Here is a 22,938-nt window from a genome sequence, read left to right on the forward strand (position 1 = left end):
CGGACTCCTCGACGGAGCACACGCAGCAGGCCGGTACCAGCGGTGCAGCACCGGCCGCAGGCGTGCAGCAGTTTGTCGACGCCTGGATGAACGCATGGCGTTCGCTCGGCACATCGTCTGGCGGCAGCGGCATGCCTTTCGCGATGCCTCAGATGCCGCTGCAAATGCCTCAAATGGGCTTGCCGCAGGGTTTCCCTCAAATACCGTCGTTTCCCGGCATGCCGGACTTCAGCAAGCTGGCGGCGGGATCGATGCCCGGCATGCCGTCCTTCGCCGGTCTGAATATACCGAGCACAGCCATTCCCTCCGAGCGTCTGCAGAAGCTGCAGGCTGACTATTCGCGCGAGGCAATGGAGCTGATCCAGCAAGCCACTACGTCCGCGACTCAAGCGCCCCAACTGAAGGACCGCCGCTTCAGCTCCGACGCATGGAGTTCGGCGCCGGCCTATGCCTTCACAGCGGCGTGGTATCTGCTGAACGCGCGCTATTTGCAGGAAATGGTCGACGCGCTCAACACCGAACCCAAGGTGCGTGAGCGCATCCGTTTCGCCGTCCAGCAATGGACCGCGGCGGCCTCGCCGAGCAACTTCTTCGCATTGAATCCGGAAGCGCAAAAGACCTTGCTGGACAGCAAGGGCGAGAGCCTGCGCCAGGGCGTGATGAACCTGCTCGGCGACTTGCAGCGCGGCAAGATCTCGCAGACCGACGAATCGGGTTTCGTGGTCGGTGAAAATCTCGCGAACACCGAAGGCTCGGTCGTGTTCGAAAACGACCTGATGCAGGTGATCCAGTACAAGCCGCGTACGGCGACCGTGCGTGAGCGGCCGCTGCTCATCGTGCCGCCTTGCATCAACAAGTTCTACATTCTCGATCTGCAACCGGAGAATTCGCTGGTCGCTCACGGGCTCGATTCGGGACACCAGGTGTTCCTGATTTCGTGGCGCAGCGCCGATCAATCTATCGCGCATAAAACGTGGGACGACTACATCGGCGATGGCGTGCTCACCGCCATCGACACGGTGAGCAAGATCAGTGGACGCGAGCAGATCAATACGCTCGGTTTCTGCGTCGGCGGCACGATGCTCGCCGCGGCGCTGGCGGTGGCTGCGGCGCGTGGCGAGCATCCGGCCGCGTCCATGACGCTGCTCACCGCCATGCTCGATTTCTCGGACACGGGCGTGCTCGACGTGTTCGTCGACGAACAGCACGTGCAGATGCGCGAGCAGACCATTGGCGGCAAGAACGGTACGCCGCCGGGGCTGATGCGCGGCATCGAGTTCGCCAACACGTTCTCGTTCCTGCGCCCGAACGATCTGGTGTGGAACTACGTCGTCGACAATTACCTCAAAGGTCGCACGCCGGTGCCGTTCGACCTGCTGTACTGGAACAGCGACTCGACCAGCCTGCCGGGCCCGATGTATGTCTGGTATCTGCGCAATACGTATCTCGAGAATCGTCTGCGCGAGCCGGGTGCGTTGACCACTTGCGGCCAGCCGGTCGATCTGTCGAAGATCGACGTGCCCACCTTCATCTACGGTTCACGCGAAGACCATATCGTGCCGTGGCAAACGGCGTACGCGTCGGTACCGCTCCTCAGCGGACCGTTGAAGTTCGTGCTCGGCGCGTCGGGTCACATCGCGGGCGTGATCAATCCGCCCGCGAAGAAAAAGCGCAATTTCTGGATGCTGGACGGCGACGTCGAGACGCTGCCGGAGAACCCGGACGAATGGCTCGATCAGGCTACCGAAGTCCCTGGCAGCTGGTGGCCCGAATGGACCACGTGGCTCGACCAGTACGGTGGCAAGAAGGTGAAGCCGCGCGCCACGGCCGGCTCGGCTGACTTCCCGGTAATCGAACCGGCGCCGGGGCGTTACGTGCGGCATCGGGAGTAGGTTCGAACGCGCTTCATGGCGCGGTTGTTTGCGGTGTGAATGAGCGTCTGATTGAGTTAGGGCGTGACTAAGAGCAACGAGATTTTTAACTTGACGGGCAGCGGTGCATGTGGCCGACCGCCCGGAGGATATGGAAATGACTGATGTTGTGATCGTATCGGCCGCCCGTACGGCAGTGGGCAAATTCGGTGGGTCGCTGGCGAAGATCGCCGCGCCCGAACTCGGCGCCACGGTGATTCGCGCCGTCCTCGAGCGGGCCGGTCTGAAACCGGAGCAGGTCAGCGAAGTGATCCTTGGTCAGGTGCTGACGGCAGGGTCGGGCCAGAATCCGGCGCGCCAGTCGGTGATCAAGGCCGGCTTGCCTACGGCTGTGCCCGGCATGACGATCAACGTAGTGTGCGGCTCGGGTCTGAAGGCCGTGATGCTCGCAGCGAACGCCATCATCGCGGGTGACGCGGATATCGTGGTGGCCGGCGGTCAGGAGAACATGAGCGCGGCGCCGCACGTGCTGCCGGGCTCGCGCGACGGTTTCCGCATGGGCGACGCGAAGCTGATCGACTCGATGATCGTCGACGGCCTATGGGACGTCTACAACCAGTACCACATGGGCGTGACGGCGGAAAACGTCGCCAAGGAATACGGCATCACGCGCGAGCAGCAGGACGCGTTCGCGGCGCTGTCGCAGAACAAGGCGGAAGCCGCGCAAAAAGCCGGCCGTTTCGACGACGAAATCGTGCCGGTCGAAATTCCGCAACGCAAGGGCGAGCCGCTGCGTTTCGCCACGGACGAGTTCGTGCGCCATGGCGTGACGGCTGAAGCGCTAGCGGGCCTGAAGCCGGCGTTCTCGAAGGAAGGCTCGGTGACGGCGGCCAATGCGTCCGGTCTGAACGACGGTGCGGCGGCGGTGCTGGTGATGTCGGCGAAGAAGGCCGAAGCGCTCGGCCTCAAGCCGCTCGCGCGCATCAAGGCTTACGCCACCTCAGGTCTGGATCCGAAGGTGATGGGCATGGGCCCGGTGCCGGCCTCGCGCCGCTGTCTCGAACGCGCGGGCTGGACGCCGGCCGATCTGGACCTGATGGAAATCAACGAAGCGTTTGCCGCGCAGGCGTGCGCCGTGAATCAGCAAATGGGCTGGGACACGTCGAAGATCAACGTGAACGGCGGCGCGATCGCGATCGGCCATCCGATCGGCGCGTCCGGTTGCCGGATTCTCGTCACGCTGCTGTACGAAATGCAGAAGCGCGATGCGAAGAAGGGTCTGGCGTCGCTGTGTATCGGCGGCGGCATGGGTGTGGCGCTGGCGCTCGAGCGCGCCTGAGCAAGGGCGCGTGGCCGGCGCCGCGGGCGTCGGCTAAGTGTCGAACGGAACGTTGCCGCGCGCTGTGGCGTGCGGTCAGCGGAGGCCTCGTCAGCCGGTCGCCCGGCGGCAGCGGAGATGAAGCACAGGCGAGGGAAGAGGCAGCCGGTCGGCGCCTCGAAAACGATAACGGAGTGTAGTTTATGACACAGCGAATTGCGTACGTAACGGGCGGGATGGGTGGCATCGGCACGAGCATTTGCCAGCGGCTGCAGAAAGATGGCTACAGGGTCGTGGCGGGCTGCGGCCCGAACTCGCCGCGCCGCGTGAAGTGGCTCGAGGAGCAGAAGGCCCTGGGCTTCGATTTCGTCGCGTCCGAAGGCAACGTCGGTGATTGGGAGTCGACCAAGACCGCGTTCGACAAGGTTAAGGCCGAAGTCGGCGAGATCGACATTCTGGTGAACAACGCCGGCATTACGCGCGACGTCGTGTTCCGCAAGATGACGCATGAGGACTGGACGGCGGTGATCGAAACCAACCTGACCAGCCTCTTCAACGTCACCAAACAGGTGATCGACGGCATGGTCGAGCGTGGCTTTGGCCGCATCATCAACATTTCGTCGGTGAACGGCCAGAAGGGCCAGTTCGGCCAGACCAACTACTCGACCGCGAAGGCCGGCATTCACGGCTTCACGATGTCGCTGGCGCAGGAAGTGGCCACCAAGGGCGTGACGGTCAACACCGTGTCGCCGGGCTACATCGGCACTGATATGGTCAAGTCGATCCGCCCTGACGTGCTGGAAAAGATCGTCGCGACGATTCCGGTGCGCCGTCTCGGCCAGCCGCAGGAAATCGGCTCGATCGTGGCATGGCTGGCATCGGATGAATCGGGTTTCTCCACGGGCGCTGATTTTTCGCTGAACGGCGGTTTGCATATGGGCTGAGTCACCGGCGCGCCGCTCACAAGGCAGCGTGCTTCGGCTCAGATGGTTCGGCGGCGTCTCGACTGCGCAATGGCCCGATTGCGCAGCCGCTGACGCCGTTTCCGCGCGCAACTTGCGCTCAAAGGCGTTAAATGACCACTACTACAAAGAAAACAGCCGAACGACTGATCAAGAAATATCCGAATCGTCGGCTCTACGATACCGAGACAAGCACGTACATCACGCTGACGGACGTCAAACAGCTCGTGTTGGATCAGGAGGATTTCAAGGTCATCGATGCCAAGAGCAACGAGGATCTGACGCGCGCCATCCTGTTGCAGATCATTCTCGACGAGGAGAGCGGCGGCTTGCCGATGTTCTCGTCGTCGATGTTGTCGCAGATCATCCGGTTCTACGGTCATGCGATGCAAGGCATGATGGGCACGTACCTGGAAAAAAATATTCAGGCCTTCATCGACATTCAGGCAAAGCTCGCCGACCAGTCGAAGAATCTGTACGAAGGCAAGGCAATGAACCCCGAAGTCTGGTCGCAGTTCATGAACATGCAGGCGCCGATGATGCAGGGCATGATGACCAGCTATATCGAGCAGTCGAAGAACATGTTCGTGCAGATGCAGGAGCAGATGCAGAACCAGGCGAAGTCGATGTTCGCCACGTTCCCGTTTACGCCGGGTGGCGCGGTCAATGCTGGCAATCCTGGGACTGCGCCGGCCAATCCGCAAGGCAACCCGGAAGTTAATCCGGAGCCGGAGAAGAAGTAGGGGTGATCAAGCGAGCGGGGTTTTCCGACGTTGGGGCGTCGTCGGGAAGCGCCCCGGAGTTTTGACGCGTCGCAAGCGCGGCCTTTGCCAGGACTGAACGGCTGGCTGCGACCGATCCGCTGCCGGCGCGGTACAATCGCGGGCTGCGTGTGTGGGGCATTTCCTCGGAGAGGGCGCTCTGGCCGCCAACTTCATCCCCATTCCGACCGTCGATCTCATGTTTTACGGATGCCCCACTTATCCTCAGGAAACGCGCCACCGCTCGGCGCCCATTTCCGCATGAGCCGCCTCTATCTCGCCCCAATGGAAGGTCTCGCGGACTACGTCTTGCGCGACGTGCTGACCGGCATCGGCGGATTTGACGGATGCGTGTCCGAGTTCGTCCGCGTGACGGGCTCGCTGCTTCCCAGCCGCGTCTATGAGCGGGAAGCCCCCGAGGTGTTCGAAGGAGGCCACACGCCCAACGGCACGCCGATGGTCATCCAACTGCTCGGCAGCGATCCCGAATGGATGGCTCTGAACGCAGCTCACGCGGCCACCTTATCGCCGCATGGAGTCGATCTGAACTTCGGATGTCCCGCCAAGGTCGTGAATCAGCACGGCGGCGGAGCCATGCTGCTGGCCGACCCTAAACAGTTAAACCGGATCGTGTCGGCCGTACGCGCCGCGGTGCCGGCCGGCATCGCCGTGACGGCAAAAATGCGCCTCGGCGTGTCCGACACCTCGCTGGCGATCGATTGCGCCACGGCGCTAGCGGAAGGCGGCGCGGCCTCGCTCGTCGTGCATGCCAGAACGCGAGATCACGGCTACCGGCCGCCCGCCCACTGGGAGTGGATCGCGCGTATCGACGCCGCCGTGGATGTGCCGGTCATCGCGAACGGAGAAGTCTGGACGGTGGCCGACTGGGAGCGCTGCCGCGCGGTCAGCGGTTGTGCCGATGTGATGATCGGGCGCGGCGCCGTCTCGGACCCTTTCCTGGCGCTGAGGATCCGCGGACTGATGGACCGCTTCCCATCCGACGGGGACTGGCAGGACGTGCTGGGTCACATCGCCGGTTATCTGCGGAAATTGCAGGCCCGTGTCGCCTCCCGGCACGAGCACGGGCGCGTCAAAAAGTGGCTCAGCTATCTGCAGCGGACCTGGCCGCAGGCAGCCGAGTTGCATGCGGCGATCCGCCGGGTGCAGGATTCGCACGAAATTCTGGAAGTGATCGAGCGTGCCTTGGGCGTCGGCCAATTAATGGCGACACATCAATCCAGACGCCTCGGCCAGCGCGATCCAGCGGACCTCGCGGTCGTTTGAGGGCGAATATTCAAAGACTTACGAGCGGCAGCCGTGGCGAACCGCTACAATTCAAGGTTTAACGTCTTCAAGCGGTCCCCCATGTCTGCCACACCCACGATTGCCCCGACTGCCGCGCCAAAGGTAGGATTCGTAAGCCTCGGCTGCCCTAAAGCTCTGGTCGATTCCGAGCAGATCATCACCCAACTGCGCGCCGAAGGTTACGAGATTTCCGGCACGTACGACGGCGCGGACCTCGTGGTCGTCAATACCTGCGGCTTCATCGACGAAGCAGTGCAGGAAAGTCTCGACGCGATCGGCGAAGCGCTCAACGAAAATGGCAAGGTGATCGTGACCGGCTGTCTCGGCGCCAAGAAGAGCGCGAGCGGCTCGGGGCTGATCGAAGAAGTGCATCCGAAGGTGCTGGCCGTGACCGGCCCGCACGCGCTCGGCGAAGTGATGCAGCACGTGCACGCCCATCTGCCGAAGCCGCACGATCCGTTCATCGACCTGGTGCCGGCCGCCGGCGTGAAGCTCACGCCGCGCCATTACGCGTACCTGAAGATTTCCGAAGGCTGTAATCACCGCTGCACGTTTTGCATCATCCCGTCCATGCGCGGCGACCTCGTGTCGCGCCCCGTCGCCGACGTGATGCTCGAAGCGGAAAATCTTTTCAAGTCGGGCGTGAAGGAACTGCTGGTGATTTCGCAGGACACGAGCGCCTATGGCGTCGACGTCAAATACCGCACGGGTTTCTGGAACGGCAAGCCGATCAAGACGCGCATGACCGATCTGGTCGGCGCGCTCGGCGAACTCGCCGCGCAATACGGCGCGTGGGTGCGTCTGCACTACGTGTATCCGTATCCGAGCGTCGACGACGTGATTCCGATGATGGCCGAGGGTCCATACAAAGGCCACGTGCTGCCGTATCTCGACGTGCCGTTCCAGCACGCGCATCCGGAAGTGTTGAAGCGCATGAAGCGCCCGGCCAATGCCGAGAAGGTGATGGAACGCGTGAAGAAATGGCGCGAGATGTGCCCGGATCTGACCATCCGCAGCACGTTCATCGCCGGCTTCCCCGGCGAGACTGAAGAGCAGTTCCAGACGCTGCTCGATTTCATCCGCGAGGCGGAATTGGATCGGGTCGGCTGCTTCGCCTATTCGCCGGTCGAAGGCGCGACGGCAAACGAACTCGACGGCGCATTGCCCGACGAAGTGCGCGAAGAGCGTCGCGCGCGTTTCATGGAAGTCGCCGAAGAAGTGTCGGCGAAGCGTATCGCGAAGAAGGTCGGCAAGACGCTGAAGGTGCTGGTCGACGAGATCAATGCCGACGGCGGCATCGGCCGCACCGCGGCTGACGCGCCGGAGATCGACGGCGTCGTGTATATCGCGCCGGCCGTTAAGGCGTCCAAGCGCTACAAGGTCGGCGATTTCGTGTCGGTGAAGATCACCGGCGCCGACGGTCACGACCTGTGGGGCGAGGTTTAATCGATGACGGCGAGCACGACTGCAGCGCCGCAAGCCGGGCTCCCCGAGATCCTCGCGCTCGGCGAGGCGATGATCGAATTCAACCAGTCAGCCAAAGACCAGCCGAACTATCTGCAAGGCTTCGGCGGCGATACGTCGAACTTTTGTATCGCGGCCGCACGGCAAGGCGCGTCGACCGGTTTCGTATCGGCAGTCGGCGCGGATCATTTCGGGCGCCTGCTGGTCGATCTGTGGAAGTGCGAGCAGGTGGACACGTCGCTGGTGCGCGTCGATCCGCAGGCGTCCACGGGTGTGTACTTCGTGTCGCACGGTCCGAATGGCCACGCGTTCGACTATCTGCGCGCCGGTTCGGCCGCGAGCCGCTACGCGCCGCGCGATTTGCCGCTCGAAGCGATCGCCGCGGCCAAGGTCGTTCATCTGTCCGGCATCAGTCTCGCGATCAGCCTGAGCGCCTGCGACGCGGCGCTCGAAGCGATCGCGCATGCGCGCGCCAACGGCGGTCGCGTGAGCTTCGACACCAATCTTCGTTTGAAGCTGTGGCCGCTCGCGCGGGCGCGCGCAGTGATGCTCGAAGCCATCCGCCAGACGGATATCTGCCTGCCGAGCTGGGACGACGTCACCGACCTCACGGGCCTGACCGGTCGTGACGAGATCGTCGATTTCCTGCTGTCGCACGGTCCGAGCGTGGTCGCACTGAAGCTCGGCAAAGAGGGCTCGTATATCGCGACGCCAAACGAACGGCGCGTCGTGCCGGGCCACGTCGTCAATGCCGTCGATGCAACCGGTGCGGGCGACTGCTTCGGCGGCGCGTTCATCGCGCGCATCGTCGCGGGTGACGATCCATTTGCGGCGGCGCGTTATGCGAACGTCGCCGCTGCGCTGTCCACGCAAGGTTACGGCGCAGTAGCGCCGATTCCTTCGCGCGCGACGGTCGAACAACTTCTGGCGGGCTGAACACGCGCGCTACAGAGCGCGGCCCGCCGAGGCAAGATCATCTTGAGAAACTAAGAGAGGAGCGAGCGATGGAACGGGACGTAGTGGTGGTAAGCGGTGTGCGTACGGCAATCGGCGGTTTCGGTGGCAGTCTGAAAGATTTTTCGCCAACCGATCTCGGCGCACGCGTGGTGCGTGAAGTGCTGGCACGTGCCAACGTGTCGGGCGATGAAGTCGGCCACGTGGTGTTCGGCAACGTCGTGCATACCGAACCGAAAGACATGTACCTGGCGCGCGTGGCCGCGATCAACGGTGGCGTCGCGCAACATGCGCCGGCGTTGACCGTGAACCGGCTGTGCGGCTCCGGCCTGCAGGCCATCATTTCAGCCGCGCAAAGCGTGCTGCTCGGCGACGCCGACATCGCGATCGGCGGCGGCGCGGAAAACATGAGCCGCGCCCCTTACACCATGCCCGCCGCGCGCTTCGGTCAGCGCATGGGCGACGCGCGCCTCGTCGACATGATGGTCGGCGCGCTGAACGACCCATTCCAGTCGATCCATATGGGCGTGACCGCCGAGAACGTCGCGCGCAAATACGACATTTCGCGTGAAGTGCAGGACGCGCTCGCCCTCGAATCGCATCGCCGCGCGGCCAATGCGATCACGAGCGGGTACTTCAAGGAACAGATCCTGCCGATCACGATCCCGTCGAAGAAAGGCGACGTCGTGTTCGACACGGACGAACACGCGCGCATGAACGCATCGGCGGAAGACTTCTCCAAGCTGAAGCCGGTGTTCGCGAAAGAAAACGGTACGGTGACGGCGGGCAATGCGTCGGGCATCAACGACGCCGCCGCGGCCGTCGTGCTGATGGAGCGCAGCGTCGCCGAACAGCGCGGCATCAAGCCGCTGGCGCGGCTGGTGTCATACGCGCATGCCGGCGTCGATCCGGCGTACATGGGCATCGGCCCGGTGCCGGCTACGCGCAAGGCGCTCGAACGCGCCGGGCTGACGGTCGCCGACCTCGACGTGATCGAGGCCAACGAAGCGTTCGCCGCTCAGGCCTGCGCAGTCAGCAAGGAACTGGGCTTCGATCCGGCCAAGGTCAATCCGAACGGCTCGGGCATTTCGCTCGGTCACCCGATCGGCGCGACCGGCGCGCTCATCACCGTCAAGGCGCTGTACGAACTGCAGCGGATCGGCGGGCGTTATGCGCTGGTCACGATGTGTATCGGCGGCGGACAAGGCATCGCGGCGATCTTCGAACGGATCTGAAGCGCGGCATGTCGGCAGTAAGCGGTATCGAGCAATGAGGAAGGAAGGGATGCGGGAATTGAACGCGATTAGGGGTGCGGTGCGCCGGCGTGGTTGGTTAGTGGCGAGCGCTGCCGTTTTGCTGTGTGCCGGCGCAGCGACGATGCTGCCCGCGCAGGCATGGGCGGAAAGCGACGCGGTGAAGGAGTTGGCGGCGCCCCCGCCGATCCAGTTGCCGCTCAAGCCGAGCCCCGAATTCGCGAAGTTCCCGCGCTACGCCGGCATGCTGGGCTCGCGCCAGATCGTGCTGAAGCTCGGCCCGAAAAGCGACGATCCATCCGGCGTGCACGGCGAGTATCAGTTCACGGATACCGGCGCGGTGATCCTGATCGCGGGCGACCGCGACGGCAATACGCTCGAAGTCGAGGAATCGAACGACGGCACCCATATCACCGGCAACTGGGTCGGCAAGTTCGCGGCGGACGGCTCGGTGGCGGGCGACCGGATGAACGTCGACGATTCCGACCCGCAGCCCTTCGATCTGAAGCCGTTGGCGGCAGGGCAGGCGGTGCCGCCTCCCGGCGCGCCGGCGACCGCGACCGCGGCGAACAAGCCTACGGCGCAGCCTTCTGCGGGCGCCGTTACTGCGCCGGCTTCGAGCGCCGCCGCTACCGGCGGCCGCGCCGTGGGCGGCGTCAGCAACCTGCAAACCGGCGAGTGAACCCGCAGCCGCGCGGCGCCCAACAGCTCGCGCGCTGTCTCGCGAGCGAAATCCCGCCGGCTCGTCTACTCTTGCGTGTGCGGCGCGCGCCCTGACACCACGCGCCCTCCGTTTCCGTCTGCTTCTCACCGAAACTCACCCATGACCCAATCCAAACTCCAACGCGGTCTGCAAACCCGTATCGTGCGTGCCGACGACCAGCTCACGCCGGGCTTCGAATCGTTCTCGATGCCGGTCACGCGGGCGTCGACGGTCGTGTTCCCCGATCTCGCCACCATGCGCGCGCTCGACTGGAAAAACGACGCGCAATGGCGCTACGGCCTGCATGCCACGCCGACTTCGCTCGCGCTGGCGCAGCGGCTTGCCACCATTGAGGGCGGCAATCACGCGTTGCTGCAGCCGTCGGGGCTGTCGTCGATTTCGAACGTGTATTTCGGCCTCGTCAAAGCCGGCGACGACGTGCTGATTCCCGATAACGTCTACTCGCCGAACCGCGATCACGGCGACTGGCTGGCGCGCGATTTCGGCATCACCGTGCGCTACTACGATCCGATGATCGGCGCAGGCATCGCCGATCTGATCCAGCCGAATACGCGCCTGATCTGGCTCGAGGCGCCCGGCTCGGTGACGATGGAAGTGGCCGACGTGCCCGCCATCACCGCAGTGGCGCGCGCGCGCAACGTCGTCACGGCGATCGACAATACGTGGTCGGCGGGGCTCGGTTTCCGGCCGTTCGATCACGGCGTCGATATCTCGGTGCAGGCGCTCACCAAGTATCAATCGGGCGGCGGCGACGTGCTGATGGGCGCGACGATTACCGTCGATCGCGAACTGCATCTGAAGCTGAAGGCGGCGCGCATGCGCATGGGCATCGGCGTCTCGTCGGACGACTGCTCGCTGATTCTGCGCAGCCTGCCGACCATGCAACTGCGTTTCGAGCAGCATGACCGCGCGGCGCTCGGCCTGGCCAAATGGCTGAAGACGCGGCCTGAAATTGCCGCGGTGTTGCACCCGGCGCTCTCCGACTGTCCGGGGCACGAGTTTTACGAGCGCGACTTCACGGGGGCGGGCGGGCTCTTTTCCGTCGTGTTCGACGGTCGCTACAGCGCGGCGCAAATCGACACGTTCTGCGAGTCGCTCGAACTGTTCTCGCTCGGCTGGAGCTGGGGCGGTGCGCACAGTCTCGTGATGCCGTACAACGTCGCGTCGATGCGCACGGCAGGGCAGTGGCCGCACGGCGGGACGTTGGTGCGGTTCTATATCGGCCTCGAAGCCGAGGCGGACTTGCGCGCGGATATGGAGCAGTCTCTGGCGGCGCTGGGTTAAACGTCCGATCGACGTTTTTCCGAAGGACAAGCAGGCCCATCGGGACATGTTCCCGGTGGGCTTTTTTTCTTGTCAAGATAGCCAGTATGCCTAACCACTCGGCCGAATGTTCAGCGTGAAATCTCGACGCTACGATGGTGTGCATCCCGACTAACGGTTGCCGCACCATGGTGAGCTTCAATGAATCTTTTCTTCTGGATGTTGCTGAATCTCGGCGTGCCGATCATCGGCCCGATCTTTACGCTAGCGCTTGTCGCACCCGCGCACGGTTGGCGCGTCGCAAAGGCGTTGATCGCCGGCTCGGTGAAAGATGGCCAACTGTTCTGGTGTGCGATCGGGCTATTCGCGTCGGCGGTTTATGAGGCGGTCACGGCGCTTGAGCGCGGCCGTGGCGAGGCGTCGGTTCTGGCGTGCTGGTTGGTTGGACTGTGTGTGTTGGCATTTACCTGTTCCAGCCTCGTGATGTCGGGGCTGGTCAATCCACATTCCGGGCGGGCAAGGGCGGGAGCGCTGCAGCGAAACAGCTTATTTGCTGATGGAAGCTTTTCGCCCACAGAGATAGTCATCTCGATTTTCTTCACGGTCATTGCTGCAGCTTTATTAGCATCCCTACATGTACAGCTGATTTAGATTTTTTAGATAGCGCAGCATTTATACTGATCCTCTCAAGGAGGCAATCATGAAAAAATTCTCGTTGTGGCTAGTCTCAGAAAGAATCTACCCGCGTTTTTTGATGTGGACCGTGATTGTCGCAAGCCTTGATGCGATTAGCATGATGGTGGTACTCACAACGGACATTCTGAAAAAATAGAGCCGCTGCCAGCGCTGACCGCCATCGCTTCGGCCAGCGTATCAAGCGCATCAGAACAGGCGCTTCAGAACAGCCGCAGCAACCCATCCAGCCCGACATGGTTGAACGCCACGCTGGCCGCTTCGCGCACCACCGGCTTTGCACGGAACGCAACGGAGAGCCCGGCTTCGGCCATCATCTTCAGATCGTTGGAGCCATCGCCCATCGCAATTGCGCGGCTCGGTTCAATGCCCAAATGCGCGCATGTTTCGCGTAGCGTGCGTGCTTTGACATCGGCATTGACGATCTCGCCGATGACCTTGCCGGTCAGCTTTCCGTCCACGATTTCAAGCGTGTTAGCGCGAGTGAAATCGAGACCAAGTCGTGCCTTCAGTTTCTCGGTGAAGAAGTTGAATCCGCCCGACACGAGCAGCGTTTTCAACCCAGCCGCCTTCGCGCCAGCCAGCATCCGCTCGGCGCCCGGCGAGAGTTGCAGCCGCTCTTCGTACACACGTTCCAGCGCGCTTGCGTCGAGGCCTTCGAGCAGCGCCACGCGGCGCGTCAGGCTTTCGTTGAAGTCCTTGATCTCGCCGCGCATCGAGGCCTCGGTGATCGCGGCCACTTCCGCTTTCAGCCCGCAGAAGTCCGCAATCTCATCGATGCACTCGATCGTGATCAGCGTCGAGTCCATGTCCATCGCGACCAGCCCGAAGTCGCGCAACTGGCGGCCGGCTTCGACAAACGCGTAGTCCAGTTGATGGGTGCCGCAATAGACGTCGAGGTCGGCGCGCTGGGCGACGTTCGCGTCGGCAATGCGAATCGCGTTCGCGTCGACGACGCTGGCGTGCGAACCGCGCGCGAGCGCGACGAGCGCTTTGTGATGGTCGGCGGAAAGGGGCGCGGGGCTTTGAATGACGAGGTTCATGGACGACGACGCAGTAACGCGGAAAAGGACGGCGCGCGGCGCGCGCGGAAAATCCCGCTATTGTAACGGTTCGCCGGTTGGCGTTGCCGCTTGCGATCTGCTAGGAGAACTGTACAGCGTCGCACCTCTCGCGATCCGCAGCGAACGCTGTGCTGCTCCGCTGCATCGCACCTCCTATTGCATTGCGCCGTGCAATCCTGCGGCGCGCGGTTCATACTGGCGCAGCATCGAACGAACGACGGCCCGCAGCCGCTGCGCGCACCGACCGTCGCATCCGCCTCTTCGCGGCGTGCAACGTCCGGCATGCGAACGCACCGGTATCCATGACGAGGCGCACTACTACGGAGACAACGCATGCCCCCGGCGACCGCCAGCGACGCATCCACTCTTGCGCGCGACTTTGATCTGCGCCACCTCAATCCCGCTTTCCATGCCGATCCCTATCCGGTCTATCACGCACTGCGCGCTCACGAGCCGGTCAAGCGCATGCCGGACGGCTCGCTGTTTCTGACACGGTTTCGCGACGTGCAGGCGGTGTATCGCGACGCGAAAACCTTCAGCTCCGACAAGACGGTCGAATTCAAGCCGAAGTACGGCGACTCGCCGCTTTACGCGCATCACACCACGAGTCTGGTCTTCAACGACCCGCCGCGCCACACGCGCGTGCGCAAGCTGATCGCCGGGGCGCTGACGGCGCGCGCCATCGCAGCGATGGAGCCGGGGCTGGTACGCCTCGTCGACGGCTTGCTCGATGCCGCCGCTGAACGCGGTCGGATCGATCTGATCGGCGAATTCGCGTCGGCGATTCCGGTCGAGATCATCGGCAATTTGCTGGATGTGCCGCACGCGGAGCGCGAGCCGTTGCGTGACTGGTCGCTCGCGATTCTCGGCGCGCTTGAGCCGTCGCTGACCGAGGCGCAGTTCGAACGGGGCAATCGCGCGGTGAACGAATTCGTCGGCTATCTGCGCGATCTGGTCGCGCGACGCCGGCGCGAGCCGGGCGACCCGCAGCATGACGTGCTGACGCGTCTGATTCAGGGCGAGGAGGGCGGCGAGCAGTTGTCGGAAGCAGAGTTGCTGCAAAACTGCATTTTCATTCTGAACGCCGGCCATGAGACAACCACCAATCTGATCGGCAACGGCCTCGTCACGCTGACGCAATGGCCCGAGCAACGCGCGGCGCTGCTGCACGAGCCGTCGCTGATCGAATCGGCGGTGGAAGAATGTCTGCGTTTCGAGAGTTCGAATCAGCTCGGCAACCGCATGGCGACTGTCGACACGGAGATCGGCGGCGTCGCGGTTGCGCGCGGCACGCCGGTCACGCTGTGCATCGGCGCGGCCAATCGCGACCCGGAACAGTTCGCGGATCCGGACCGCTTCGACATTCGCCGCGATCCGAACCGGCATCTTGCGTTCGGCTTCGGCATCCATCAGTGCGCCGGCTTGTCGCTCGCGCGGCTTGAAGCGCGCATCGCGATCGGCCGCTTCGTGCAGCGCTTTCCGGCCTATCGCCTCGACGGCGAGCCGACGCGCGGCGGACGCGTCCGCTTTCGCGGCTTCGCCGAAGTGCCGCTAGAACTCGAACCGGCCGCCAGCCGCAAGGCGTAGCTTTTGCCGTCCTGACGCAAGACTTACAGCCTGTGCCTGAGGCCGCCGGACGGCGACGCGTGCCGGCTCTGCCCGGAAAGCCGTGGCACGCTTGCTGCTTCATGTCAGGTCTTAGGCCTAGGGGGCGCACGATGCCACACATGATCTGGAAAGGTGCAATCAGCTTCGGCCTCGTCCACGTGCCGGTGCAGTTATATCCGGCGACGCAGTCCGAGAAAGTCGGCTTCAATCTGCTGGATAAGCGCACGATCGATCCGATCGGCTACAAGCAGATCAACAAGCGCAGCGGCAAGGACGTCACGCGCGATAACATCGTGCGCGGCTTCGAGTACGAGAAGGACAAATACGTCGTGCTCTCCGACGACGAGATCCGCTCGGCGAACCCCGAGTCGACGCAAACGGTCGATATTCTGGCGTTCGTCGACGCCCCGGATATCTCGTTCCTCTATCTCGACACGCCTTATTTCCTCACGCCCGACCGCAAAGGCGAAAAGGTCTACGCGCTGTTGCGCGAAGCCATGAAGGCGTCCGGTAAGATCGGCGTGGCGAGCGTGGTGCTGCACAACAAGCAGCATCTGGCGGCGCTGATTCCGGTGGGTCCCGTGCTGGCCTTGAACACGCTGCGCTGGGCCGCGGAGGTGCGCGACTTCGACGAATTCAAGCTGCCGGCCGACGGCGTGAAGGCCGCGGGCGTGTCCGCGCGCGAACTCGACATGGCGAAGAAGCTGATCGACGACATGAGCGACAAGTGGGATCCGTCGCAGTATCACGACACCTTCCGCGACGACATCATGGCGCTGGTCGATCGCAAGATTCGCGCGGGCAAGACCGAGGAAATCACCGAAGTCGAAGCGCCGCACGAGTCGCGTCAATCCGCCGACATCCTCGATCTGTCCGATCTGCTCAAGCGCAGCCTTGGACGCGGCAAGAGCAAGCCGGCGGCGGGCGGCCGCAAGCGCGCCGCGGACGACGCTGGCGATAAGGACGGCGCGGATGCCGAGGCCGAAACGCCGGCCCGCAAGAAACCGCGCACGGCTCGCTCAGCGGGGACAACGACACGCAGTCGCGGCAGCGGCACCAGCACCAGCGGCCGGGCGAGTGCCAAGACTTCCTCGGCGCCGGCGGCACGCAAACGTCGCGCGGCGGCCTGATCGTCGGCATCGCGCCTGAGGCACTCACGACGACTTCCTCGCCATGAACGACAGACTCGATCTCTACAACCGCAAGCGCCGCTTCGACGACACGCCGGAACCGTCGGGCATGCGCGCGAAGCGCAAGCCAGGCGGCCGGAAAACGACAAAGCAGGCAGCCGACGAGGCGCTCTCATACGTAATTCAGGAGCACGACGCACGGCGCTTGCACTACGACTTCCGGCTGGAACTGAACGGCACGCTCCTGTCGTGGGCGGTGCCGAAAGGGCCGAGCCTCGATCCGTCGGTGAAACGGCTTGCGGTGCATGTCGAGGACCATCCGGTCGAATACGGTTCGTTCGAAGGGGAAATCCCGCCGGGCAACTACGGGGCGGGCAGCGTGGTGGTGTGGGATCGCGGCACCTGGGAACCGGTTGGCGGCGCGGCGGAAGCGGCGCGATCCTACGCGGCCGGCAAACTCAAGTTCCGGCTGCATGGCGAAAAACTGCAAGGCGGCTGGACGCTGGTGCGCAGCCATATGCGCGGCAGCGGCGACAAGGAGCAGTGGCTGCTAATCAAGGAACGCGACGACGAAGCGCGCGATGAGAGCGACTACGACATTCTGAAGAAGCGTCCGGGCAGCGTGCTCAACGGCAGCGCGTCGGCGGGCAAAGGCGGAAAAACGACGAGGACAGCGGCAACCAAGGGCACACGCGAAATCGCGGCAGCCACTGCTGCGGTATCTGATACGACGTCAGCCTCAAAACGAGCCGGCAAGAACGGCGCGAAAGCCGCTTCATCAAGCCGCGTCGATCCCAAGCGACCGGACATCGTAGCAACGCGCAACACCCAGTCGCTGCGTGAACTTGCCACCGCGCCCTCGATCGAAGGCGCGGTGAAAGCACGCTTGCCCGCGACCTTCAAGCCGCAACTGGCGACGCTCGTCGACGCCGCGCCGCCCGGCGATGAATGGTCGTATGAAATCAAGTTCGACGGCTATCGTGTGCTGGCCCGAATCGATCGGGACGCGAAGGGGAGCGCCGTCAAAGTATTCACCCGCGCCGGCAACGACTGGACCGCGAAGTTCAGCAAACAGGTCAAGGCGTTCGAACAACTCGGGATCGAAAACGCATGGCTCGACGGCGAAGCCGTGGTGTTGGATCAGAACGGCGTGCCGAATTTTCAGGCGCTGCAAAACGCCTTCGATGCGAACCGTCCGCAAGACATCATCGTCTATCTGTTCGATATACCGTTCCTGAACGGCTACGACTTGCGCGGCGTGCCGCTCGAACAGCGTCGCGCGATTCTGCGCGCCTTGATGGAAGACGTGGACGACAGCGTGCTGCGCTTCTCGAACAGCTTCGACTTCAGCGCGGAAGACCTGCTGAGGAGCGCGTGCGACATGGCGCTGGAGGGCATCATCGGCAAGCGGCGCGACAGTGGCTATCTGTCGGGACGTTCGTCGACGTGGATCAAGTTGAAATGCCGCCGGCGCCAGGAGTTCGTGATCGGCGGCTATTCGGAACCGTCCGGCAGTCGCGCGGCGTTCGGTGCGCTGCTGCTCGGCGTCTACGACGGCAAAGGCAAATTGAATTACGCGGGGCGCGTCGGCACCGGCTTCGACGCGGCGTTGCTGCGCTCGGTCAAGAAAGAACTCGACGCGCACGCGGCCCAGCGCATGCCGTTTGCGGCCGCGCCGCGCGAGCGCAGTCGCACGCCGGTGCATTGGGTCGAACCGGTGCTCGTCGCCGAATGCAATTTCGCGGAATGGACGAGCGATGGCATCGTGCGTCAGGCGTCGTTCGTGAGTTTGCGCAACGACAAGCCGGCGAGCCAGATCGTCAAGGAAACACCTCGCAAAGGAGCCGACGTGCAACAGCAAACCGATTCCATCTCCGACGACGCGCCGAAGAAACGCGCGGCGCGGAAAACTTCTGCGAGTACTGTGGCGGCATCCGGCGCGGGGAAAACTGGCGCGGCAAAATCGAAGGCCGAGGCGAAAACAGCGGATGCGAAAGACCGCGGCGTAAAAAGCGGCGGCGCAGAGACAGGCGGCGCGAAGGTCAGTGCCGCGAAAACCGCCGTAACGAAAACCGCCGTAACGAAAACCGCCGTAACGAAAACCGCCGTAACGAAAACCGCCGTAACGAAAACCACGGCCCCTAAAGCAAAAGCAACCAAAGCCGCACCCGCAAAATCAAACACCGCTGCACCGCCCGCCGAAGTCGCCGGCGTCCGCATCTCTCATCCTGATCGCGTCATCGACAAAAGCAGCGGTGCGCGCAAGATCGATCTCGTGCAGTACTACGAATCGGTCGCCGAATGGATGCTGCCGCATCTGAAAGACCGCCCGGTGTCGCTGGTGCGTGCGCCCGAAGACATCGGCGGCGAGCTGTTTTTTCAGAAACACAGCCAGAAGCTGTCGATTCCGAATGTCGCGCAGCATCCGGGCCTCGATCCCGGCCATCCGCCGCTGATCACCGTCGATACCGTCAAAGCGCTGGTCGGCGCGGCGCAAATGGGCACCGTCGAATTTCACACGTGGAATGCCGTCGCTTCGAATATCGAAAAGCCGGACCGCGTCGTGTTCGACCTCGACCCTGACGCAGCGCTAGGTTGGGAGCGCATGATCGAAGCGGCGCAACTGACGCGTTCGCTGCTCGAGGAACTCGGCCTCAAGTCGTTCTGCAAGACGAGCGGCGGCAAGGGCTTGCATGTGGTCGTGCCGCTCGCGAAACAGGCCGTCTGGGACGAAGTGAAGGACTTCTCGCAAGCCGTCGCGCAGCACATGGCGGCGACGCTGCCGAAGTACTTCAGCGCGAAGATGGGCGCGCAGAATCGCAAGCAGAAAATCTTCGTCGACTACCTGCGCAACAACCGCGGCTCAAGCACGGTCGCCGCATTCTCGGCGCGGGCGCGTCCGGGCCTCGGCGTCTCGGTGCCGCTTGCGTGGGATGAGGTCGCTGGCACCACGGCCGGCGATCAATGGACCATCGAGAATCTCCACGAGCGCCTCGCCGAACTCAAAAGCGACCCGTGGGCGGACTATGCGAAGACGCGTCAGCGCATCACCGCACGCATGAAAAAACGTCTGGATGACGCGCAGTAAGCTTGAACGGACCCGCTTCAGAACGACAAGGAGCCATGCCATGAAGACCTCACCGCAATCGTCCGACGGCGACAAGCAGGCGGACCCGCATGCCAAAAAGCAGCCCAAATCGATGCAGGAAGCGGCCGCGCCTCTGCCGCATGAAGCCGATCAGAATCCGGAGTCGCAGCACGAGGACGGTCCGCGCCATGTTGGCAAGCAGGCGCATCGCGATCTCGAACGCGGGCTGAAAGATACCGACCGCCGCGGCGGCGACGAGTATCAGCAGAAGACGCAGAACGACGCGCAAACCGACGTCAACTCCGACGGCAACGGAGCCGCCGGCGCACGCGGCAACAAGCACTGACGATGCATCGATCCGAGCGCTGTCGCCGGCGCATCGGTCTCAAGCCGGCTCTCTGTCCCAGTAAGGCGGATCGCCGAAATGGGCTGCCACGAATTCGATGAAGGCGAGCGTCTTCGGCGGCACGAACGAACGGCTCGGATACACGGCCCAGATCGCCACGCTCTCGGCGAGCGGATAGCTGTCCAGCACGCTGACCAGTTCGCCGCTGCGCAGATATGGCGCGACGTCCCACGTCGATTTGAGCGCGATGCCGGAACCGGCCAGCAGGGCGTCGCGGATCACTTCGCCGTTGTCCGTGACGAGGCGTCCGCTCACGCGCACCGCGAGCGGTCCGGCCGGCGTCACGAAGGCCCAGTCGCGCTGGTCCGACAGAATCATGCACTCGTGCTCCACGAGGTCCGAAGGATGATGCGGCGTACCGCGCGCGGCAAGGTAAGCGGGCGCCGCGCACAGCACGCGTCGATTCACCGCGAGGCGCCGCGCCACCAGCGACGAATCCTTCAGCACGCCGACGCGGATCGCCACGTCGATACCCGCATCGACGAGATCGACCAACTGATCGGTGAGCCGCAAATCGACGCTCACACCGGGGTACCGGCGCAGAAATTCGCTGATCACCGGCGACACGTGCTGCCGCCCGAACGACGTTGGCATCGAGACCCGCAAGCGGCCCTGCGGCTCGGCCTGCGCCCGGCCCACCGAGGCGCGCGCGGCGGCGGCCGCGTCGAGCAGGGCTTCGGCGCGCGTCATGAAGACTTCACCGTCCTGCGTGAGGCTGATGCGGCGAGTGGTTCGGTGCAGCAGACGCGCGCCGAGCAGCTTTTCCAGTTGCGCGATGCGGCAGCTCGCCACCGCCGCCGACAAACCGAATTCGCGGCCAGCCGCCGATACGTTGGCCAGCAGCGCGGCGCGCACGAACAGGGCGACGTCGAGCAGATCGAGCCGCTCCCGCTCGCCGGGCGGCGTACGCGTGGGCGAAACAACGGGATGGTTCATTCTTCTGAAATTCCAAAAGATGTTTCAGTCATTATGACGGTTTTAAGAGAATAAGAACCGCCTTAGGATGACGCCAATGGGATCGATGACGCGCAACCGGCACCACAGGCCGGCCCCAAAAACCGCGATCCTTTCAATCTGATTTGATCCAACAGGAGCATGTATGAAAGCCGTCGGTCTCTATCGCTATTTGCCGATCGATCAAGCGGAAGCCTTAATCGATGTCGAGATCCCGAAACCGGAAGCCACCGGTCGTGATCTGCTGGTCAAGGTCGAGGCGATTTCCGTCAATCCGGTCGACACCAAGGTGCGGGCACCGAAAGACACAGTCGAAAAGACGCCGCGCGTCCTCGGCTGGGATGCCGCCGGCACCGTGGCCGCGATCGGACCGGAGGTCACGCTGTTCAAGGTCGGCGATCCGGTGTTCTATGCGGGCAGCATCACACGGCCGGGCGCCAACAGTGAGTTCCATCTGGTCGATGAACGGATCGTCGGGCGCAAGCCGGCGTCGCTCGATTTCACCCATGCGGCCGCGCTGCCGCTGACCGCGATCACCGCCTGGGAAGCGTTGTTCGACCGCCTCGGCGTGTCGCCGCAAGGCGCGGACGAAGGCCGCACCGTGCTGATTTTCGGCGGCGCGGGCGGGGTCGGCTCGGTCGGCATCCAACTGGCGAAGCAACTCGCGCAGCTGAAGGTGATCGCGACCGCGTCGCGACCCGAATCGGCGAAATGGGCCACGGAACTGGGCGCGGATCACATCGTCGATCACTTCGGCGACGTGCCCGCGCAACTGAAAAAACTCGGCATCGACCAGGTCGATTACGTGCTGATGTTCAACGACACCGACAAGAACTTCCCGGCTGCCGCCGCGGTCGTCAAGCCGCAAGGCAGCATCTGCACGATCGTGGAAAACAGCCAGTCGGTGCCGGTCGAACTGCTGAAGGCGAAGAGCGCCGCCTTTCATTGGGAGTTCATGTTCACGCGCTCGATGTTCGGCACGCCGGACATGATCGAGCAGCACAAGCTGTTGACCGAAGTAGCGCGTCTCGTCGACGCGGGCACGCTGTGCACGACCGTCGGCCAGAACCTCGGTGCGATCAACGCCGCGAATCTGCGCCGCGCGCATCAACTGCTCGAAGAAGGGCGCGCGATCGGCAAACTGGTGCTGACGGGTTTCGAGGCGTAAGCCGCACTTCACCTGAACCGAGCCCGAACGAAGATGGCCGGCGTCGCAGCAATGCGCGCCGGCCATCTTCATGTGATGCGCATCAAACTGTGCAATCCGGCGCCGCGGCGCGTCGATTTGCAGCAGTGCGGCGCGGCGTGCGCTGTCGTGCGCGAGAGCCGCGACACGCGCAGAAAACGTCTCGCCGCAAGCGGGTTAACACCCGATTCGCAGGCAGCGCGCGCAGCGGCGCTTGGCGTTAGACTGGTAGGGCATCATGCTAAAACAGTTGCGTGTCTCGCGGTCCGGCTTCATCCAGCCAGGCGGTGCGCGGGCAGTAGCGCTAAAGCGGGCGCGCAGCGGCACAACAACGAGGTGACAGTATGAGCTTCAGACTCTCCGCCGTTTCAGTTGTCGCTTCTCTCGCATGCGCGCTCGCGCCCGGCATGCTCGTGCCGGTGGCTCGCGCGGCCACGCCGATCACGGTCACGTCCCAGTCCGCCCTCGACGGCCCGATCCGCTACACAGTGCGCGTCACGTCGAAACAGTTCGGCAATTCGCAGGAAACCCGCACGATCCGCTCCGGCGAATCGGACGACTTCACGTGGAAGACCGTGCCGCCAGGCGGCCCTGTTCCCGCGACGGATGCGTGCCCGAACTACGCGTCGCTGCCGACCGACACCAACGGCGCGATGATCCGGCAGACACAGATCCGTTTCGCGCCGGTCGTCGGCGGCGACGGCACGGCGACCGTGCAATTGAGCTTCCAGGCGCAGACCCCGAAAGGCGTGAAAACCGTCACGAGCGGCGGCAAAACGCTCAAGTGTCCGAACGACGTGAGCGTCAGTCAGATCTTGCGCTTCACGATGCCGGTCAATGGCAGCACGAAAACGCTCACGCTCAGCGACGGCACGGAAGTCGCGATCAGCGCGAAGCGTTGAGTCCGGCGCGTGATGGGGTCACAGCGGCGGGT

At 63.7% G+C, this 22,938-nt stretch carries 20 protein-coding genes; 18 read left to right on the plus strand and 2 right to left on the minus strand.

The window, feature by feature from the left end; translation table 11 throughout:
• The first annotated feature begins 62 nt into the window (after positions 1 to 62).
• The 12 genes from phaC to HF916_RS51580 all read left to right on the plus strand — a co-directional run bounded on the left by phaC (position 63) and on the right by HF916_RS51580 (position 12,707).
• A complete protein-coding gene (gene phaC, locus HF916_RS36985; RefSeq protein WP_168795770.1) occupies positions 63 to 1,892 on the plus strand; it encodes a class I poly(R)-hydroxyalkanoic acid synthase in 1,830 nt (609 codons plus the stop codon).
• 136 nt (positions 1,893 to 2,028) lie between these two features.
• Complete coding sequence (locus HF916_RS36990) at positions 2,029 to 3,210, plus strand: acetyl-CoA C-acetyltransferase (protein WP_168793718.1); 1,182 nt, start codon at positions 2,029 to 2,031, stop codon at positions 3,208 to 3,210.
• A 182-nt stretch (positions 3,211 to 3,392) separates the two neighbouring features.
• Positions 3,393 to 4,133 (plus strand): 3-ketoacyl-ACP reductase, encoded by a 741-nt coding sequence (locus HF916_RS36995; protein WP_168793719.1) that lies wholly within the window; start codon positions 3,393 to 3,395, stop codon positions 4,131 to 4,133.
• A 131-nt stretch (positions 4,134 to 4,264) separates the two neighbouring features.
• Positions 4,265 to 4,894 carry a polyhydroxyalkanoate synthesis repressor PhaR gene (gene phaR, locus HF916_RS37000; RefSeq protein WP_168793720.1) on the plus strand — a complete coding sequence of 210 codons (630 nt, stop codon included), beginning with the start codon at positions 4,265 to 4,267 and terminating at the stop codon, positions 4,892 to 4,894.
• A 279-nt stretch (positions 4,895 to 5,173) separates the two neighbouring features.
• On the plus strand, positions 5,174 to 6,196 hold the full coding sequence (locus HF916_RS37005) for a tRNA dihydrouridine synthase (protein ID WP_168793721.1): 1,023 nt from the start codon (positions 5,174 to 5,176) through the stop codon (positions 6,194 to 6,196).
• Positions 6,197 to 6,277: 81 nt separating this feature from the next.
• Complete coding sequence (gene rimO, locus HF916_RS37010) at positions 6,278 to 7,663, plus strand: 30S ribosomal protein S12 methylthiotransferase RimO (protein WP_168793722.1); 1,386 nt, start codon at positions 6,278 to 6,280, stop codon at positions 7,661 to 7,663.
• 3 nt (positions 7,664 to 7,666) lie between these two features.
• Complete coding sequence (locus HF916_RS37015; protein WP_168793723.1) at positions 7,667 to 8,617, plus strand: sugar kinase; 951 nt, start codon at positions 7,667 to 7,669, stop codon at positions 8,615 to 8,617.
• Positions 8,618 to 8,685: 68 nt separating this feature from the next.
• Positions 8,686 to 9,870 (plus strand): beta-ketothiolase BktB, encoded by a 1,185-nt coding sequence (gene bktB, locus HF916_RS37020; RefSeq protein ID WP_168793724.1) that lies wholly within the window; start codon positions 8,686 to 8,688, stop codon positions 9,868 to 9,870.
• Between the two features lie 49 nt (positions 9,871 to 9,919).
• Positions 9,920 to 10,570, plus strand: a complete 651-nt coding sequence (locus tag HF916_RS37025) for a hypothetical protein (protein WP_168793725.1) — start codon at positions 9,920 to 9,922, stop codon at positions 10,568 to 10,570.
• Between the two features lie 141 nt (positions 10,571 to 10,711).
• Complete coding sequence (locus HF916_RS37030) at positions 10,712 to 11,896, plus strand: cystathionine beta-lyase (RefSeq protein ID WP_168793726.1); 1,185 nt, start codon at positions 10,712 to 10,714, stop codon at positions 11,894 to 11,896.
• A 180-nt stretch (positions 11,897 to 12,076) separates the two neighbouring features.
• Positions 12,077 to 12,526 (plus strand): hypothetical protein, encoded by a 450-nt coding sequence (locus tag HF916_RS37035; RefSeq protein WP_168793727.1) that lies wholly within the window; start codon positions 12,077 to 12,079, stop codon positions 12,524 to 12,526.
• 49 nt (positions 12,527 to 12,575) lie between these two features.
• Positions 12,576 to 12,707, plus strand: a complete 132-nt coding sequence (locus HF916_RS51580) for a hypothetical protein (RefSeq protein ID WP_277352303.1) — start codon at positions 12,576 to 12,578, stop codon at positions 12,705 to 12,707.
• Between the two features lie 64 nt (positions 12,708 to 12,771).
• On the opposite strand, the gene serB is transcribed toward HF916_RS51580, so the two are convergent.
• Positions 12,772 to 13,611: a phosphoserine phosphatase SerB gene (serB, locus tag HF916_RS37040; protein WP_168793728.1), complete on the minus strand. Its 840-nt coding sequence runs from the start codon at positions 13,609 to 13,611 to the stop codon at positions 12,772 to 12,774.
• 354 nt (positions 13,612 to 13,965) lie between these two features.
• Between serB and HF916_RS37045 the strand changes: the two genes are divergently transcribed.
• The 4 genes from HF916_RS37045 (at position 13,966) to HF916_RS37060 (ending at position 19,804) form a co-directional block, all read left to right on the plus strand.
• Positions 13,966 to 15,219: a cytochrome P450 gene (locus tag HF916_RS37045; RefSeq protein ID WP_168793729.1), complete on the plus strand. Its 1,254-nt coding sequence runs from the start codon at positions 13,966 to 13,968 to the stop codon at positions 15,217 to 15,219.
• A 131-nt stretch (positions 15,220 to 15,350) separates the two neighbouring features.
• Complete coding sequence (locus HF916_RS37050; RefSeq protein WP_168793730.1) at positions 15,351 to 16,370, plus strand: Ku protein; 1,020 nt, start codon at positions 15,351 to 15,353, stop codon at positions 16,368 to 16,370.
• 43 nt (positions 16,371 to 16,413) lie between these two features.
• The gene (gene ligD, locus HF916_RS37055; protein ID WP_168793731.1) at positions 16,414 to 19,458 is read left to right on the plus strand and encodes a DNA ligase D; all 3,045 of its coding nucleotides are present in this window, start codon (positions 16,414 to 16,416) and stop codon (positions 19,456 to 19,458) included.
• 40 nt (positions 19,459 to 19,498) lie between these two features.
• Positions 19,499 to 19,804 (plus strand): hypothetical protein, encoded by a 306-nt coding sequence (locus HF916_RS37060; protein ID WP_168793732.1) that lies wholly within the window; start codon positions 19,499 to 19,501, stop codon positions 19,802 to 19,804.
• 39 nt (positions 19,805 to 19,843) lie between these two features.
• Here the strand turns inward: HF916_RS37060 and HF916_RS37065 are convergent, their stop codons facing one another.
• A complete protein-coding gene (locus HF916_RS37065) occupies positions 19,844 to 20,800 on the minus strand; it encodes a LysR family transcriptional regulator (protein WP_168793733.1) in 957 nt (318 codons plus the stop codon).
• Positions 20,801 to 20,963: 163 nt separating this feature from the next.
• Here HF916_RS37065 and HF916_RS37070 point away from each other — a divergent pair, with 163 nt between their 5' ends.
• Together HF916_RS37070 and HF916_RS37075 are read left to right on the plus strand one after the other, a co-directional pair.
• Complete coding sequence (locus tag HF916_RS37070; RefSeq protein WP_168793734.1) at positions 20,964 to 21,986, plus strand: zinc-binding alcohol dehydrogenase family protein; 1,023 nt, start codon at positions 20,964 to 20,966, stop codon at positions 21,984 to 21,986.
• Between the two features lie 362 nt (positions 21,987 to 22,348).
• Positions 22,349 to 22,906 (plus strand): DUF6013 family protein, encoded by a 558-nt coding sequence (locus HF916_RS37075; protein ID WP_168793735.1) that lies wholly within the window; start codon positions 22,349 to 22,351, stop codon positions 22,904 to 22,906.
• The last annotated feature ends 32 nt before the right edge of the window (positions 22,907 to 22,938 follow it).

The organism is Paraburkholderia aromaticivorans (assembly GCF_012689525.1).
GTDB classification, from domain to species: Bacteria; Pseudomonadota; Gammaproteobacteria; order Burkholderiales; family Burkholderiaceae; genus Paraburkholderia; species Paraburkholderia aromaticivorans_A.